The organism is Chloroflexota bacterium (assembly GCA_020161265.1).
Taxonomy (GTDB): Bacteria; Chloroflexota; Chloroflexia; order Chloroflexales; family Herpetosiphonaceae; genus Herpetosiphon.
The window spans coordinates 402,788-418,249 of sequence record JAIUOC010000005.1 but is presented as its reverse complement, the minus strand read 5'-3'; the positions used below and the strand labels follow the sequence as shown (position 1 = coordinate 418,249).

General features: G+C 49.5%; 14 protein-coding genes and 4 tRNA genes. 9 read left to right on the top strand and 9 right to left on the bottom strand.

From position 1 onward, the window contains the following. Nucleotides 1-50 precede the first annotated feature (50 nt). The 4 genes from LCH85_13840 to LCH85_13825 all read right to left on the bottom strand — a co-directional run bounded on the left by LCH85_13840 (nucleotide 51) and on the right by LCH85_13825 (nucleotide 2,375). Nucleotides 51-127, bottom strand: a tRNA-Glu gene (locus LCH85_13840). 46 nt (nucleotides 128-173) lie between these two features. Further along, the gene (locus LCH85_13835) at nucleotides 174-851 is read right to left on the bottom strand and encodes a hypothetical protein (GenBank protein MCA0353069.1); all 678 of its coding nucleotides are present in this window, start codon (nucleotides 849-851) and stop codon (nucleotides 174-176) included. Between the two features lie 90 nt (nucleotides 852-941). Beyond that, on the bottom strand, nucleotides 942-1,754 hold the full coding sequence (locus LCH85_13830; protein ID MCA0353068.1) for a WYL domain-containing protein: 813 nt from the start codon (nucleotides 1,752-1,754) through the stop codon (nucleotides 942-944). A 144-nt stretch (nucleotides 1,755-1,898) separates the two neighbouring features. Next, the gene (locus LCH85_13825; GenBank protein ID MCA0353067.1) at nucleotides 1,899-2,375 is read right to left on the bottom strand and encodes an aminoacyl-tRNA deacylase; all 477 of its coding nucleotides are present in this window, start codon (nucleotides 2,373-2,375) and stop codon (nucleotides 1,899-1,901) included. Nucleotides 2,376-2,483: 108 nt separating this feature from the next. Between LCH85_13825 and LCH85_13820 the strand changes: the two genes are divergently transcribed. The 7 genes from LCH85_13820 (at nucleotide 2,484) to LCH85_13790 (ending at nucleotide 6,863) form a co-directional block, all read left to right on the top strand. Further along, nucleotides 2,484-2,556, top strand: a tRNA-OTHER gene (locus LCH85_13820). A 104-nt stretch (nucleotides 2,557-2,660) separates the two neighbouring features. Then, nucleotides 2,661-2,732, top strand: a tRNA-Arg gene (locus LCH85_13815). 104 nt (nucleotides 2,733-2,836) lie between these two features. Continuing rightward, nucleotides 2,837-2,908, top strand: a tRNA-Trp gene (locus tag LCH85_13810). 170 nt (nucleotides 2,909-3,078) lie between these two features. Further along, nucleotides 3,079-4,398 carry an SDR family oxidoreductase gene (locus LCH85_13805; protein MCA0353066.1) on the top strand — a complete coding sequence of 440 codons (1,320 nt, stop codon included), beginning with the start codon at nucleotides 3,079-3,081 and terminating at the stop codon, nucleotides 4,396-4,398. A gap of 12 nt (nucleotides 4,399-4,410) precedes the next feature. Beyond that, nucleotides 4,411-5,574 (top strand): ribonuclease inhibitor, encoded by a 1,164-nt coding sequence (locus LCH85_13800; GenBank protein MCA0353065.1) that lies wholly within the window; start codon nucleotides 4,411-4,413, stop codon nucleotides 5,572-5,574. A 30-nt stretch (nucleotides 5,575-5,604) separates the two neighbouring features. Beyond that, on the top strand, nucleotides 5,605-6,189 hold the full coding sequence (locus tag LCH85_13795) for a hypothetical protein (protein ID MCA0353064.1): 585 nt from the start codon (nucleotides 5,605-5,607) through the stop codon (nucleotides 6,187-6,189). 149 nt (nucleotides 6,190-6,338) lie between these two features. Continuing rightward, nucleotides 6,339-6,863 carry a hypothetical protein gene (locus LCH85_13790; GenBank protein MCA0353063.1) on the top strand — a complete coding sequence of 175 codons (525 nt, stop codon included), beginning with the start codon at nucleotides 6,339-6,341 and terminating at the stop codon, nucleotides 6,861-6,863. Between the two features lie 117 nt (nucleotides 6,864-6,980). Here LCH85_13790 and LCH85_13785 read toward each other — a convergent pair whose 3' ends face one another. From LCH85_13785 to LCH85_13770, 4 genes are read right to left on the bottom strand one after another with little or no spacing between them, the layout of a single operon-like run. Continuing rightward, nucleotides 6,981-7,157 (bottom strand): hypothetical protein, encoded by a 177-nt coding sequence (locus tag LCH85_13785; GenBank protein MCA0353062.1) that lies wholly within the window; start codon nucleotides 7,155-7,157, stop codon nucleotides 6,981-6,983. 19 nt (nucleotides 7,158-7,176) lie between these two features. Next, a complete protein-coding gene (locus tag LCH85_13780) occupies nucleotides 7,177-8,283 on the bottom strand; it encodes a YihY/virulence factor BrkB family protein (GenBank protein ID MCA0353061.1) in 1,107 nt (368 codons plus the stop codon). A 41-nt stretch (nucleotides 8,284-8,324) separates the two neighbouring features. Next, a complete protein-coding gene (locus tag LCH85_13775) occupies nucleotides 8,325-9,533 on the bottom strand; it encodes an AI-2E family transporter (protein ID MCA0353060.1) in 1,209 nt (402 codons plus the stop codon). Then, nucleotides 9,530-10,807: an AI-2E family transporter gene (locus LCH85_13770; protein MCA0353059.1), complete on the bottom strand. Its 1,278-nt coding sequence runs from the start codon at nucleotides 10,805-10,807 to the stop codon at nucleotides 9,530-9,532. The genes LCH85_13775 and LCH85_13770 overlap by 4 nt, the downstream gene beginning before the upstream one ends. 216 nt (nucleotides 10,808-11,023) lie before the next feature. Here LCH85_13770 and LCH85_13765 point away from each other — a divergent pair, with 216 nt between their 5' ends. Together LCH85_13765 and LCH85_13760 are read left to right on the top strand one after the other, a co-directional pair. Then, complete coding sequence (locus LCH85_13765; protein ID MCA0353058.1) at nucleotides 11,024-11,734, top strand: response regulator transcription factor; 711 nt, start codon at nucleotides 11,024-11,026, stop codon at nucleotides 11,732-11,734. Beyond that, nucleotides 11,731-13,203 carry a HAMP domain-containing histidine kinase gene (locus tag LCH85_13760; GenBank protein MCA0353057.1) on the top strand — a complete coding sequence of 491 codons (1,473 nt, stop codon included), beginning with the start codon at nucleotides 11,731-11,733 and terminating at the stop codon, nucleotides 13,201-13,203. Before LCH85_13765 ends, LCH85_13760 begins: the two co-directional genes overlap by 4 nt. 128 nt (nucleotides 13,204-13,331) lie before the next feature. Here LCH85_13760 and metG read toward each other — a convergent pair whose 3' ends face one another. Then, the gene (gene metG, locus LCH85_13755) at nucleotides 13,332-15,056 is read right to left on the bottom strand and encodes a methionine--tRNA ligase (protein MCA0353056.1); all 1,725 of its coding nucleotides are present in this window, start codon (nucleotides 15,054-15,056) and stop codon (nucleotides 13,332-13,334) included. Nucleotides 15,057-15,462: the final 406 nt, after the last annotated feature.

Genomic DNA, 15,462 nt, shown 5'->3' with positions numbered 1-15,462 from the left:
CCCACTAAAACGTAGTTAAACAAAAAGACACTCGGCAAAACCGAGTGTCTTGGTGACGCATACGGGATTCGAACCCGTGATCTTCACCTTGAAAGGGTGACGTCCTAGGCCGCTAGACGAATGCGCCATGCAACGTTGTGTATTATATCCAGCAGCCAGTTTTTGTCAAATTGTTAGCTTGCGGCGATTTCCAGCGTTTCGGCACTGGCTTGATTTTGGTTGCCAGCCGTCGCTACACTTGGGCTAATTTGCCAGTGATAATCAGCATCTAGCACAGCGGTAATGGTATCATAGCCCGATGGGAACACCAGCTGTTGGGGCTTGGTAGTTGTGGTGATGGTTACACCGTTTTCAACCACCGTATAGCCAAATACAATCCAATAATCAATCTTTGGGGTAAACGTTGCGGTCACGTTTGGTTCGGAAGCAACTACAAAAACTGGGCTACCAGCAAAACTCACGCCTATTTGCACCGCATTTGCTCCGACCGTACTATCTTGCACAATCACCAACGAGCCTGCTATCTCAGCTTTGGTTTGGTCTTTGAAGGTATAAGCATCGTCGATTTGGGTTAGGGTCACTTGGTTGTTTTGGCTCTCATCGGCAGGCCAAAGCTGAATCAAGTTGGTCGTAATACCGATGTTATCAACTGGTGCTCTATTTTGCACCCAAGTAAATCCATACGCCTGATCGTTCCAACTAAAGCTTGCTTGGGTTGTAGGATGAACTGGTTGGTTGATAAAGCGATAGGCCGCTAAATCACCAAGATCAGGACTTTGGGTATAGACCATCATCGAGCCAAAAGTCGGCGATTCGTTGACCATTACCAACGTCAATTGATTGTTGCTCATTGTTCCTCCTAATTGCAAACTGTCAACACCCTAACGATAAAGGTCAAGCCAAGTCAGTTTGTTGACAGTGCTGCAACCAAGAGCAATGAATTACAATTCGACAATCGATAGTCGGTCGAGCGCGAACATGCGTTGAGCATTGCGCAAATAGCAGTAGGCGTGCAAAATGTGACGTTTGCCCTCGACTGTCAAGCCCATCGGCAGCACGCGCCGCTCAACTGGATCGCCGCCAGCAGTGCGGTAGGAGATCATCAACGATTGGCGGCTGGTCATCGCCGTTGAAATTTCTTGAATTAAAGGGCTTTCTTCGTCGCCAGGCAACAGGCCGCGCTGCGCTCGCAGCAAATCGGCCAAGGTATGCACCCCTTTACGATACAAAATATCGAGCAAGTGCTCAAAAACTGGGCGCAAGGCTACAACATCGCTCATCGCACGATGAGAAGGCGCTTTTTCGCCCAAATTGGTTGCGAGCGAGGTCAAATTGTAGCGGCGTGCGGTAATGTAGCGCCGCGCCAACGCCAATGTATCGATGACAGGTGTTTCAAGTGGTGGTAAATTAATTCGGCTTAATTCGCTGGTCAAAAAGCCAATATCGAAATAGGCGTTATGCGCAACTAAAACTGCCTCATGAAATAATTTATTGACTTTAGGCCAAATTTCGCCAAATGATGGTGCATTAGCAACCATTTCGGCACTAATACCGTTTACCGCAAACGCAGCGGGATCAATTTCGCGTTGTGGATTTACCAAAAACTCACAGCGATCAATAATCTCGCGACCTTGAATGCGCATTGCCGCCATTTCACAAATGCGATGCCCAATTTGAACATCTAAGCCAGTGCTTTCCATATCGAACAACACAAACGGAATGGTGTGCAACGGACGATCAAGGAGAGTATACATGCGTGCTTCATTTCTAGTTCCCAGCGTGGGAAACATTTAACAACATCGCTCGACAATCCGTGCAAAGAGCTTGCAGGGTTTGTCGTTACTGATTGTCAGTCTAACACGCCTATGTGTCAATATTTGTCATTGTTAAGAGCTGTTTTAGCTATCGTTGTCGCTAATATCGGCAACTAGGGCTTTGGCGGCTTGTTGCAAATGGCTTGGCGCTACCAACATTTGTAAGCCACGTTGACCAGCACTCAAGCTAATTCGTGCATGCTGAAAGGCACTAAAATCGAGGACAACTGGCATTGCGCGGCGCGTGCCCAAGGGCGAAACCCCACCTTTGAGATAGCCAGTCAAGCGGGTTAATTCCTCGATGGGAGCCATTTCAACCCGTTTATCGCCAAGCGCATCGGCCAATTTCTTGAGGCTCAGGCGATGATCACTTGGTACAACCGCTAAAACATAGCCTTTTTTCTCGCCTTTGGCCAATAAAGTTTTAAACAACATATTTAATGGTAAGTTAAGCTTTTCAGCGGCTTCCTCGGCAGTAAATTCGCTTGCCTCAAAACTCAACAATTCAAAATCGCTAGTCACGCGACACATCACATCAGTCGCCCGCGTTCGAGTTCCCATTATTGGCCTCCATGTACGTTCATTTACAGCATTATAGCGCTTGATTGGCTCGATTAAACCCGCCTAAAGATGCATGCAATCGCCCAAATAAACGCTATAATCACCTCTGAAATAGTAGCTCAATTGGAAGAGCGCTTAGCCCAAATACTTTGAGATGTGGTTTCGAGGCCCACCTATTTCAAGCCAAGCCTTAAACCGTCGCTTAATGAAAAGCATTACCTTGCCAAGGCAAAGATAGCGGTGCAAATCCGCTCGGTTTGTGGCTTTGGGATCATTGCAGAATATGAAATAGTAGCTCAATTGGAAGAGTGACGGACTTCTAATCCGAAGATGTGGGTTCGAGACCCACCTATTTCAAACCAAGCCTTAAACCGTCGCTTAATGAAAAGCGTTCCCATGCGACGGGAAAGATAGCGGTGCAAACCTGCTCGGTTTATGGCTTTGGGATCATTGCAGAATATGAAATAGTAGCTCAATTGGAAGAGTACTGACCTCCAACTTCGGGGATGTGGGTTCGAACCCCACCTATTTCACCCAAACTAGCGCTGTCGCTTAATGAAAAGCATTGGTTCGCTAAACCAAAGATGGTGGTGCAAACCCACCCAGCGCCTAGTTTGGCCAAATATTGATTGGCTTGTTTAACCACGAAAGGAGTCCATGTATACAATTCTCACCCGAACAAATCGAGCTTTGTCTGACGATTTTGCAACAGATTGCTGATGATCCCACCCAGATCGATCAGCATGATCGCTTTAAATCCTTAGTTGCCAAAATTTATAAACAAGGCCGCAAAGCCAAATCCGACCGCAAACGCCAACAAATTGTCGCCCACGACCAACAGTTGAGAGAACAAAGCCTACTATTGCAACAGAAACGCGGCCAGCATTCGCCGCCGTTGCTGCCAAACGACCCAACCAGCGAATTGCAACAAGCCAATCATTGTTATAGTTGCAAACAATCGTATACTAGCCTCCACTTTTTTTACCATGCCTTGTGCCCTGCTTGTGCTGAGCTGAATTATCGTAAACGCCAGCAAAGCGCCGATTTGCGTGGACGGGTGGCAGTGGTGACTGGTGGCCGAATTAAAATTGGCTATCAATTAGTGTTGCGTTTATTACGTGATGGGGCACGGGTGATTGTCACCACACGCTTTGCTCACGATTGTGCCAAACGCCTCAAAGCTGAGCCAGATAGCCACGAATGGCTTGATCGCGTGCAAATTTATGGCTTAGATTTGCGCATGCTGCCAGCAGTCGAGCAATTTATTGCCCATTTGCATGCCACCGAACCAAGCATCGACATCTTGATTAACAATGCGGCCCAAACGATTAAACGGCCTTATGAATTTTATCGGCCATTAGTTGAAGCCGAATATCAAGCCAATAGCCATGATCAAGCCTTGCTAGTGCATGATCAACAACAGCATTTGGATTGGCTCAAGCATGGCTCAAATTACGCCTTGCTTGGTGCAGGCCAGCACATGATCGACCATACGCGCCATGATTATGATGGCTTGCCATTGGATTATCGCGAGCAAAACAGTTGGTCGTTGCTGCTTGATCAGATTGATACGCGTGAGTTGCTTGAGGTTCAGTTAATCAATGCGGTTGCGCCGTTTATGCTCAATAGCCAGCTCAAACCCTTGTTGCTGCGTTCGCCATTCGCGCGGCGCTTTATCATCAATGTCTCGGCAATGGAAGGCCAATTTCAGCGAGCCAGCAAAACTGCGCGGCATCCGCATACGAATATGGCCAAAGCGGCGCTCAATATGCTCACCCGCACATCAGCCCAAGATTACGCTCAGGCTGGCATTTTCATGAATAGCGTTGATACTGGCTGGATTACCGATGAAAATCCCTATGCCAAACAGCAAATGTTACAACAAACCCAAGGGTTTTATCCGCCGCTTGACGCAATTGATGGCATGGCGCGGATCTACGATCCAATTGTGCAGGGGATTAACCACGCTGAAGAGCCATTGTTTGGCCATTTTTTGAAAGATTACGCACCATATCCATGGTAAGGGAGAGCCACAATGAGCGAGCCAATTCTGTGCCCAATTCAACAGCCACTTGAGCGGCTTGATAGCCATGCCGTTCTCCAACCATTGCTTGAATATTTAAGCCATAATCAGCCAGTAACCAGTCCTACGACGTTTCCGCGTGGCACAGTGCTGCCCGATGGCCGCCTCGATTTATGTAAGCAACAACTTGGGATTGAGGGCTGCCAACTGGTGGCCCAAGCCCTTGCCCAAAATACCACCATCAATAGCTTGTTACTGGGCACAAATGGCATCGGCAATGTTGGAGCCAAGGCCGTAGCTGAGTTGATTGAGCAAACCCCAGAGCTGGAAATTGTCTATCTTGGCTGCAATGCGATTGAGGCCAGTGGAGTTGAAGCATTAAGCCAAAGCCTACGCAATAATCGGCATGTGCATGGCCTCTGGCTCAAACGTAATCCCTTGGGGTTGGCAGGCGCACAAGCGATCGCCCAACTACTTGAGCATAATCAGCATTTACGCACGCTCGATTTGGTCAATACCGATTTGGGCATGGATGGATTTGGCGTGATTATGCAGGCCTTGATTCGCACCAATCGCAGCCTAGAACGAATTTACTTGAGCGGTAATCAACTTGGGCCAGAAGCTGCCGAACTCATTGTTGAGTTACTCCGCCATAATCCCAAACTGAGCGAATTGTATTTGAGCGTCAATCAATTTGGTGATCGTGGTGCCCAAACCTTGGCCGAAGGCTTAGCCGCCAATCAAACCTTGCGCGTTTTGGAGCTTTCCAGCAATGGAATTGGCCTTGAAGGTGGCACAACCTTGCTTGAAGTGGCCTTTGCCCATCCACGGCTTGAGCAATTTAAGCTTGGCTATGCCCCTTCAACCAAGGTATTGGGAGCGCAAGCCAACCAACTTGGGGATCGCGGCGCACAATTAATTGGTCAACTGTTGCCCAGCAATACCACCATGCGCCAACTCGATCTGACTCGCAATGGAATTAGCAAACTTGGTCAAACGAGCCTAGCCCAAGGCTTGGAGTATAATTATCGCTTAGTTGATTTGGCAATTAATCACCTGCAAGAGCCGTTGATTTCGCACTATTTAGAGCGCAACCGCCAACAATCTGGCCAGCCAATTCAGCCGCACACTGATATTGCACGAATCAAAAGTGTTTACCGTACAACTATCAAATAATCGTCGATGTTGTTCGATTGAGGAGAAACCATGTTCAGACCAAAATCACCACTTAAGCCATCCAAACAAGGCATCAATGCGATGTTGCTGATTGGCGGGCTTGGCGCAAGTTTCCTGTTGATCACCACCTTGATTATTGCCCTTTCGACCAAAGAACTTGACGCTTTTCTCTTTTGGTTTAATCTAGCAGGCTTTTCGGTTTTGATTGGTGTGATTCGATTAGTCATGCGGCGACCGGGTATGTATGAATTGCCGCCACCACCCGACATGCCAACCAATGTTGATCCCAGTCAAGGTTATTATGTACCGCCAGCTTATGTTAATCATTCACCTGGGCCGTTTGTGTATGGCGCTAATAAAAATAGACCGTTTGCGTTTGGTGCTGATGCAAAGCAAAAGCCTCAATTGCGGCTAACCAGACGTGGTAAGTTCGCCTTGACTGGAACATTCACACTCAGTTTTATATTACTGCTCGTCTTACTAACGATCGTAGGGCGTACAAACCATCTATCTACTCAAGAGATGAATAGATTTTTCGGCATTGGTGTCGTCGTAGTCGTGGCGCTATCACCCAACGTTTTGCGCTTACCAGGCATGCGCGAGCCAAAGCCATAACATGATCCACGAAGGACACGAAGGACACAAAGGGGATGAGGCTATTGGCGTTTGGCTGTAGGTATCGATGTTCCAATTCATCTCGATAGCCTATAGCCTTCAGCCAATAGAATCCTTCGCGCTCTTCGTGTCCTTCGCGATTAAACCATATGCCAAAGCAAAATCTCCAAATTGCGTATATTGGGCCAACCGCAGCGGGCAAACGCACCAATTTGCGTGCGCTGGCAGCACTTTTGCCAGACCACATTATTGAACCACGCCAACAGATTTGGCTGGGTACAGGCTTTGAGTTTTATCATGATCAGCTTCGCCTAAGCTATGCCGATCGAATTATCACGATTAAGGCAAATCATGGAGCGATTTTGTATCAAAGACATGAGTTATTGATATTAAGTGAGGTTGAGGGTGTGGTATTTGTGCTTGATTCGCAGCTCGACAAACTAGCCCAGAATATTCGTTTGCTGCGCACAAGCTGCGGCTACTTGGCACAACAAGGTAGGCTAGGGCAAATCGCCAAAGTTATTCAATTCAATAAGCGCGATCTGCATGGCATGCTCTCGTTAAGCGTATTGCAGCGCTATTGCAATGCAATGAACTGGCCAAACATCGCCGCCAGTGCAGCCAAACAGCACCATATTGTTGAAACTTTAGATTTGTTGGTTAGGCAATGCTAATTCACGAAGGAACACGAAGAATCACGAAACGAAACCGCGAAGAGCGAGAAGAACGCTAAGGGTTAGTTCTTATTCATTCGTGCTCTTCGTGTCCTTCGCGGTTAACGTGTCTATGTTCTAGGTTCTTTGCTCTATGTTCTTGGGCGGGTCGCCGATTGGGGGCTGGGGTTGGCTCGGCGGGTCGCCAATTGGTGGCGGGTCAGCGGTCGTTGGATCTGGCGGTGGGTCGCCGATCGGCTTGGGTTCTGGCGCTGGTGGCTCGATTGGCGTTGGCTGTTCGCTTGGGTCGCTCATATTCACATCCTCAATAACGCTAGGCTTTGCCTTTACGCAAGGTCTGAATAAATTGGATAATCGCAACTAACGTACCAACGATACTCATTAGCACCCCTAAAACCACGCCCAAGGCTGTGCCGCCAACTGCATAACGGGCCTTTTGCTGAGCCGTAGCCAAGGCTGGCGGCAAGGCTGTGGTTGGCAAATCAGGCGGGGTTGGCAAGGCGATCGCTGGCGCTTGCTTAGCCCGTTTGGTGCTATTCCAATCGGTATACACCCGACAAAACTCGGCTCCAAAAAAGATAATTTGGCTGGCATAGTAGATCCAAGCCAAAAGCGCGATAAAAGCCGCCACAGTGGTTGAAGCGGTATATTTATTGCCGCCAAGAAACAGCGAAAGCACAATTTTGCCAATTTCCCACAGCGCAGCGGTCAGAATCGCCCCGGGCAAGACATCACGCCAGCGCATTTTGGGCTTGGGCATGGCAAAAAATAATAAAAAGAATACTAATACATTGATAGCAAAGGCCGTTGCAAACGTGAAAATTTGCCAGCCAACCCCAACTCCAGGCAAATCGAAGCTTTTGGAGAGATTTTCCAAGGCTTGCAAGACTGAGGAAAGAATCAACGAGCTAATCAGCAATAAGCCAATCACCAATACCAAGGCAAAGGCTTTGCCACGTTCGATCAAGGTGCTTTTGACAGTATGCAAAAAGTTGCCTTGCTGCGGTTGAATATCCCAAATCACATCAAAGGCTTTATCAATTTGCACGAAAATCCCGCTGGCGGCAAAAAAGGTAGTGGCCAAAGCAATCGGGGCGTTGGTGCCAGCTTGTTGGCTGAGGCTTTTTAGAATTTCGGTGAGGGCTGTACGAATCGCTGAATCATCAACCCCAACTTGTGGGCTAGTTTGAAACACTTGCATCAACGAATTAACTAAAGTTTCTTCAGCATTGGTGTTGGTATCGCCTTGCAAACGCAGCCAAAAACCCAAAATCGAAAGCAACAGCAAAATCAACGGGAAGATTGAAAACACCGCATAGTAGGCCAATGATGCAGCCATGCGCGAACAATCATCGACCGTCCACGCTTTAAAGGTGCGTTGAGTCAACGGCCAAATGGTTTTGGTTATCCATTCTTTCATGAATTGCGCCTCATCTTGCTCTAGGCTCGTGCCCGAACGAACTAGGATTGCTCACGATTGAGCATGCCAGCATTGCCCAACGCAGCTTGAGTCTGATCCATTAGCGCCTCAATTTGGCGAATATACGATTGATGTTGGGCGGTCGCTGCGACTTCTGCTGTCACCTCGTCGCGCTCAATCGTCGCCAGCCGTTGGCGTAGGGTATCCAACTGATTGCGATAATCATCAGCCAATTGCTCCTCTGGCGATTTGCTAAACCACAGTTCGCGCCCCAAAATTTGAATGGTTGCCGCCAAGGGTGGGGCAATCAGCATGCCCAAAATCCCAAAGGCTTGCGCCATCACCATTAATATCAGCACCACCAAAACTGGACTGACCCGATTGGCTCCATACAAACGTGGCTCGACCCAAATTTGCAAAAAGGCAAACACGGCGATTGTCGATAAGCCTGCCAATAAGGCCACAGGAATGTTGACCAATAAGCCTACGGCCACCGCTGGAATCAAGGCCAACAATACCCCAACCCACGGCACCAGCCAAGCAATGGCAATCCACAAGGCCAAAAGCGTTGGATAGGGCAAGCCAATCAATTCAAAAATAATCCCTAAACTTATGCCTGCCAACGAGCTTTGGGCAACTTCGCTGCGAATATAGGCACCAACTTCTAACTCCACTGCCCGCCAAATGGTGCGAGCGCGTTGGCGATGTTTGGCACTGATCAACGAAAGCCATAAACGCTCAAAGCGATTTTGATCAACCGCCCAATAGGTGCTCAGTGAGAGCAAAATCACCAACTGTGCTAGAAAATCGAATACGCCGCTGCCAAACCCGACAATGCTATCAACAACCGCTGTACCATCAGCACCCGCAATATAATCGAGCAATGCTTGACGTGAGGGCAATTCGCCAGCAATCGTTTGTTGCCATTCTTGGCCTTGAGGCCAGGTCAGCGTGACGCGAGTGTAAAAATTCAATAATTGGTCGCCGGCTAGCTGTAATTCGCTCAGCAAACCACGGCTGATCACCGCAAACAAGCCTCCAAAAAACACAAAACTAGCAAAATAGACCAAGCCATAGGCCGCCCCACGGCTCATGCCTCGATCAATCAAGCGCTGAGCAAAGGGCCGCACAGCCGAGGCAATCACCAGCGAAACTAAGAAAAGCAATACCGCATCGCTGAACATCCACATTAATACCACAAGCGCCAGCGTAAACAGGATGGTTGCGGTAACGCGTGCAAGCTGTTTCATGCCGCTACTTCCTCGCTGCTATTGATCGCCGCCAACATCCCATCCAAATCGACGACCACATGTTCGAGCTGATCGTCAAACACAATATTGGCTTCATCTTCAGTTTCATCGGCCCGATTATGGCGTTGCAAGGATTGGAGCAATTGCTGTGATTCATAATGCAGCACGCCAAAGCGATCACGGCGGGTGACGTTGGTGCTGGTTTCAGCTTGATTAAACACCAAGCGAGTGAAGATAATTTGCACAATGGCTGCCAATGGCACGGCCAAAATCCCCCCAGCCAAGCCTAAGGTCGCACTAAAGGCCGCAAAAGCGACCAAGGTCAGCACCGCATTCACCCCAACTGCCCGATCCATCACTTTGGGAACTAAAAAAGTGCCTTCAATTTGTTGAATCACCACGGTCGCTACAATCACCCAAATAAAGGCGGTTGTGTCACCTTGGGCCAGGGTAATCAGCAAGGGTGGCACGGCCCCAAGCACTGGCCCTAAAATCGGGATGGTTTCGAGTAAACCAGCCAAAATACCCAGCACAATCGCATAATCGATGCCAATTAGCAGGTAGGCGGCGGTTGAAAGCGCTCCAATCGAGAGATCAAGGATGAGTTGTCCGCGAATAAATGCGCCCATTTTGGCCTGAATTTCAGCAATCAGCGAACGCCAATTCTCACGCTTTTCTGCTGCGACGAGCTGAAGCAAGGTTCTCAGTACCCGATCGCCATCAAGCGTCCAATAAAACCCCAGCAGCAAAGTGGCGATCAACACAAATACGCTGATGCCCGCATTTTCTAAAACAGTGACCAATTGGCTCACTGCCACATCGGTTTGTTGTTGGCTGGTTTCGCTGGGCGCAACGCCTGCCAGTGAAACAGGCGCATCGACTGGCAAACGCGCCGCTAAATTGCGAATAAAACTACTGCGCGAGGAGATCAAAAATTGACGGGCATCATGATAATAATCAGGAATTTTAGCGGTAATTGCCGTAATTTGCTCGGTGATCAGCGGAGCCATCAACACAACAATGCCCACCAGCAGCGCCAATAACAGCAGGTAGGCAATAATCACCCCCAGTTGGGGCGAGATTTTGAGCCGTTGCAATAATTGCACCAATGGGCGAATCGCGGTGCTCAGCACAAAGGCAATAAAGGCCACTACAAACACACTATAAAAATTAACAATCACAAAAGCGAGGCCGATGATCGCGAGGACGACTAAGGTAGCGGTCATGACACGACGAGTTGTCCAACGAGCAAGAGTCAACGAAAGCTCGTCCATGGCGACTCCCATACACAAATATGATTGGCTGGATTGATACAGGCGTGACTTAAGCAACAACTATACCAAAAACATCGCCTGTAGCAAACTAAAAATTAAGCCAATCCTTAACCGATTCTTGCCAGATTTTCAGCAGAATGTGCTATGCTAGGGGGAATAATTCCGAATCTCACACCTTAACGGTGTTGTTTATTATTCAAAGAAGGAGTGTGCTGCATGAGCCAACCGCAAGCTGCTGCACGAATTTTGGTTGTTGAAGATGAAAAAGAAATTGCTGGCTATTTGCGGCGTGGTTTGGCCTTCGAAGGTTTTACAGTTGAAGTTGCCCACGATGGGCCAACTGGGATTGCCGCTGCTCGTGAGCGCCCCGCCGATCTGGTGATTCTCGATATTATGTTGCCAGGCATGGATGGATTTGAGGTTTGTCGGCGACTACGGGCTGGTAGCGATGTACCAATTATTATGTTAACTGCCAAAGAAACTGTGCCCGACCGTGTAATGGGCTTGGAAAGTGGCGCAGATGATTATTTGATCAAGCCGTTTGCCTTTGAAGAATTGCTAGCGCGGATTCGGGCCTTGCTGCGTCGCCATGTAGCCCGCACCGAAGGCCCAGTTGTGCTTCAAGTCAATGGCTTGGAGATGAACACGGCTTCGCGCGAGGTCACAATTGCAGGCCGCGCTGTCCAACTTACTGCCAAAGAATACGAATTGCTCGAATTATTTATGCGCCATCCAGGTCAAGTGCTAACCCGCGATGTGATTTATGATCGGGTTTGGGGCTATGATTTCGGCGGCGAATCGAATATCATTGAGGTCTATGTGCGCTATCTGCGCCAAAAACTCGAAGAATCGGGCGAAGGCCGCATGCTGCACACCGTGCGCGGAGCAGGCTACATTTTACGTGAACAACCCTACGGTGAACGATGACTTTACGCTATCGGCTAACCTTCATTTCTGTGGCCTTTATGACCCTTGGATTGTTAATTCTAGGGTTGACGCTCTATTCGGCGGAACGGGCGATTTTGCTCAACGGCGTGCGCGACGATTTGGTGCGGGCTACCAACCAAATTCAGAGCCAATATGCCGAGGCCAAAAAACCACTTGAGCGCTATTTCAGCGGCACAAGTGTTTCGTTGTTGCCAGTGCCCAACGAAGATTTTGAAGGTTCGCCAATTTCGGTGGCGGTGTATTACCCCAATGGCGTGCGCTTGGCCTCAACGCCTTCGTTTATGGGCGAAGGTCCAACGCTCGATAGCACAGAACTGGCCTCGGCGCTAGAGAAAAATTCAGTCATTAACACCAAACCCTCATCATATGGTCGCACGATGCAGGTGGTTTCGCCTTTGACCTTTGATCATACCGTGGTTGGGGTTTTGGTAGCCAGTCAATCGCTGCGCACGGTTGATCGCGCCTTGGATACCTTGTCGTTGGTGTTTTTGATTGCTGGCTCGCTCACGGTGGTGCTAATGTTTTTGGGCATCAGCCAAATCACCAAGCGCGGTTTACGCCCAATTGATATGATCGCCAACACCGCTGAGCAAATTGTGCGGGCCGAAGATTTGAGCCGCCGTATCGCCGTGGCCAACCCCCACGATGAGCTTGGGCGATTAGCCACGATTACCAACGATTTATTGGCGCGGATGGAAGGCTTGTTCAATACCCAAAAACGCCTGACCGCCGATGTTTCACATGAATTGCGCACCCCACTGGCGGCGATGCGCGGTAACCTTGAGGTGCTGCGGCGCGGAGCCATGCGCAACCCCGAATTGCTCAACGAATCGCTGAGCGACTTAGAACGCGAGGTAGCGCGGCTCAATCGTTTGGTCAACGATCTCCTGTTTTTGGCTCAAACCGAGGCTGGCGTGCAAATGCGCAGCGAACCAGTTGAGCTTGATACCTTGATTTTGGAAGTGTTCCGCGAATTGCGCCCACTAGCCGAACATGTCAAGCTGCAAATCGGCAGCGAAGATCAAGCTACCGTTATTGGTGATCGCGATCGGCTCAAGCAGGCGATGCTCAATTTGGCCTATAACGCGATTCAGCATACGCCCGAAGGCGGCGCAGTAACCCTCAGTTTGGAGCGGGTTGGGCGTGAGGTGGCTTTACGGGTGCAAGATACTGGTGAGGGCATTCCGCCCGATATTCTGCCTAATATTTTCCAGCGTTTCTATCGCGCCGACAAATCGCGGGTGCGCAAAGGTGGCGGAGCTGGCATCGGTCTGGCGATCGTCAAATGGATTACCGATGCCCATCGCGGTACAATCGAAGTTCGTTCAAATGTTGGCGAAGGCAGCCTCTTCACCTTGTGGCTACCCCTCGCTCCCGCCACCGATCGCTTGATTACTGGGCAATTACGTGAATCGCCATCGCAACCGTTGCCAATTGTTAAGCAGTAGGGATCAGAGGCCAGGGGCTAGGGTTCAGTATCCTCGTTTTTTAACCGCGAAGAACGCGAAGAACACGAAGTCATTAACCTTAGTGGTTCTTCGTGTCCTTCGTGGTTAAATCGTCGTTCTATCCGCTCCTACTCGGTTGGTAATTCGAGCTTTTTGAACAGCACGCTTGGCGCGGCCAACTCGCGGCCTGCTGGCAAATCGCTCCATTCCCAGCGACCAATCCACGTATCAGGTTCACAGGTAAGCACTTCGTGGCTATGCTGGCTTTCTTGGCGTTCTTCAAACAGCAATGGTCCAGCCAAATAGCCCTCGTTGCCCAAAAGTTCATGCAATTTTTGGCTGGTGAAGGGCAAAAATGGCGTGAACAAGGTGCGCAAATTATTAATCGCTTGCAAGGCAACATACAAAATTGTGCCACCGCGCTCACGATCAGTCTTGAGAACTTTCCATGGTTCTTGGCTGGCCAAATATTCGTTGACCGAACGCGCTGCTGCCATCGTGGCGATCAAGGCGGCTTTGAAATGTGCTTGCTCTAATTCTTTGCCCACAGTCTCAAAAGCGGCTCGCACGGTCGCCAAGGCGGCTTCATCCTCGGCGGTGAGGGCTTGCGGCGTTGGCACATGGCCAAAATTTTTGTGGGTGATTGAAAGTACCCGATTGACCAAATTACCCCAGGTTGCTACCAACTCTTCGTTGTTGCGTCGAATGAATTCGCCCAGCGACCACTCGGTATCCGAGGTTTCGGGGCCAGCAATCACCAAGAAATAGCGCAACGGATCGGGATCATACTGGGCCAAAAATTCACCTACAAACGGAATGCTATTGCCTTCGGCGCGTGATGATGAGATTTTCTCGCCGCCTGCTAAGGTCAAAAACTCACTGCTGACGACTTCATAGGGCAATTCGAGTTCGCCATGACCAATCAGCATGGCGGGCCAAATGATGCTATGAAACACAATATTATCTTTGCCCATAAAATAGTAGTGGCGTGCTTCAGAGTTGAGCCACCAATCGCGCCAAGCCTCAGGCTGCCCAACGTTAATCGACCATTCAACTGCTGCTGAAAGATAGCCAATCACCGCATCAAACCAGACGTAAATCCGTTTACTATCAAATTCTTCGCCTTCCACCGGAATTGGCACGCCCCACGTCAAATCGCGGGTAATCGCGCGGGCTGGCACATCATCGAGCAAGCCCAACGAGAAGCGCTTAACATTTGGTCGCCAGTGATTTTGACTTTCGATCCACTCGCGCAAACGTTCAACAAAGGCTGGCAAATTTAAGAAAAAGTGGGTCGTTGGCTTGAACACAGGTGTTGCGCCGCTCAAGGTCGAACGTGGCTCGATCAAATCAACTGGATCAAGCTGCTTACCACAGTTATCGCACTGATCACCGCGAGCTTTGGTATAGCCACAATGTGGACAAGTGCCTTCAACGTAGCGATCGGGCAAAAAGCGTTTATCGGCTTCGCTGTAGGTTCCAATCATTTCTTGCGAAAAAATATAGCCTTTTTCCTGCAAGCGGGTGAAAAATGCTTGAGTTATTTGGTAATGGTTTTCGGTTGATGTGCGGGTAAACAAATCATACGATAAGCCCAAATCACGCAAGTTGTTGCGAATTTCGGCGTTGTAGAAATCGGTTACTTCGCGTGGCGTTTTGCCCTCGCGATCAGCTCGCACAGTAATCGGCGTACCATGATCGTCGGTACCGCTGACCATCAGCACCTTGTTTCCAACCAAGCGTTGATAGCGAGCAAATACATCGCTCGGCACACCAAAACCTGCAACATGGCCAAGGTGACGAGCGCCCGAGGCGTACGGCCAGGCAACCGCCACTAAAATATGTTTCGACATACACACATCCTTAACAACAATTGAGGGCAACAAAAAACCGAGCGCAAGTCGCCCGGTTGTACGAATCAACGAGGTGGGCGCATCTTCTAGTTGGCGGGGATGCCCGCCATGAAGCCGCCAGCGGTAAGGCGAATCCCGGCCCATAGCCAAAAATCGGCTGCTGCTTGCGCCGCTTCGGGGGAAGTTTTGGCTGTGGTTTGCTGGGTTTGCATTGGGTTTCCTCGCCTAGATAGGCCCATTGTACCACACTGGTTGGTTGCTCGTATAGGCCTAAAGCTGTAAGCATTGGGGATCGGGGATCGGTTGTTGGGGGATGGGCCAGAAGTCAGGAACCGAAACCGCGAAGAACGCCAAGAGTGGATTAGTTAAGATGATTGCATTGCTAACTAATCCACTCGAACGATTA

Excerpts from the sequence above, each read along its gene's own strand:
- LCH85_13760 (MCA0353057.1), top strand. The coding sequence starts at position 11,731 with ATGACTTTACGCTATCGGCTAACCTTCATTTCTGTGGCCTTTATGACC.
- metG (MCA0353056.1), bottom strand. The coding sequence starts at position 15,056 with ATGTCGAAACATATTTTAGTGGCGGTTGCCTGGCCGTACGCCTCGGGC.
- LCH85_13830 (MCA0353068.1), bottom strand. The coding sequence starts at position 1,754 with ATGTATACTCTCCTTGATCGTCCGTTGCACACCATTCCGTTTGTGTTG.
- LCH85_13765 (MCA0353058.1), top strand. The coding sequence starts at position 11,024 with ATGAGCCAACCGCAAGCTGCTGCACGAATTTTGGTTGTTGAAGATGAA.
- LCH85_13770 (MCA0353059.1), bottom strand. The coding sequence starts at position 10,807 with ATGGACGAGCTTTCGTTGACTCTTGCTCGTTGGACAACTCGTCGTGTC.
- LCH85_13780 (MCA0353061.1), bottom strand. The coding sequence starts at position 8,283 with ATGAAAGAATGGATAACCAAAACCATTTGGCCGTTGACTCAACGCACC.
- LCH85_13790 (MCA0353063.1), top strand. The coding sequence starts at position 6,339 with ATGCCAAAGCAAAATCTCCAAATTGCGTATATTGGGCCAACCGCAGCG.
- LCH85_13825 (MCA0353067.1), bottom strand. The coding sequence starts at position 2,375 with ATGGGAACTCGAACGCGGGCGACTGATGTGATGTGTCGCGTGACTAGC.
- LCH85_13835 (MCA0353069.1), bottom strand. The coding sequence starts at position 851 with ATGAGCAACAATCAATTGACGTTGGTAATGGTCAACGAATCGCCGACT.
- LCH85_13775 (MCA0353060.1), bottom strand. The coding sequence starts at position 9,533 with ATGAAACAGCTTGCACGCGTTACCGCAACCATCCTGTTTACGCTGGCG.
- LCH85_13795 (MCA0353064.1), top strand. The coding sequence starts at position 5,605 with ATGTTCAGACCAAAATCACCACTTAAGCCATCCAAACAAGGCATCAAT.
- LCH85_13785 (MCA0353062.1), bottom strand. The coding sequence starts at position 7,157 with ATGAGCGACCCAAGCGAACAGCCAACGCCAATCGAGCCACCAGCGCCA.
- LCH85_13800 (MCA0353065.1), top strand. The coding sequence starts at position 4,411 with ATGAGCGAGCCAATTCTGTGCCCAATTCAACAGCCACTTGAGCGGCTT.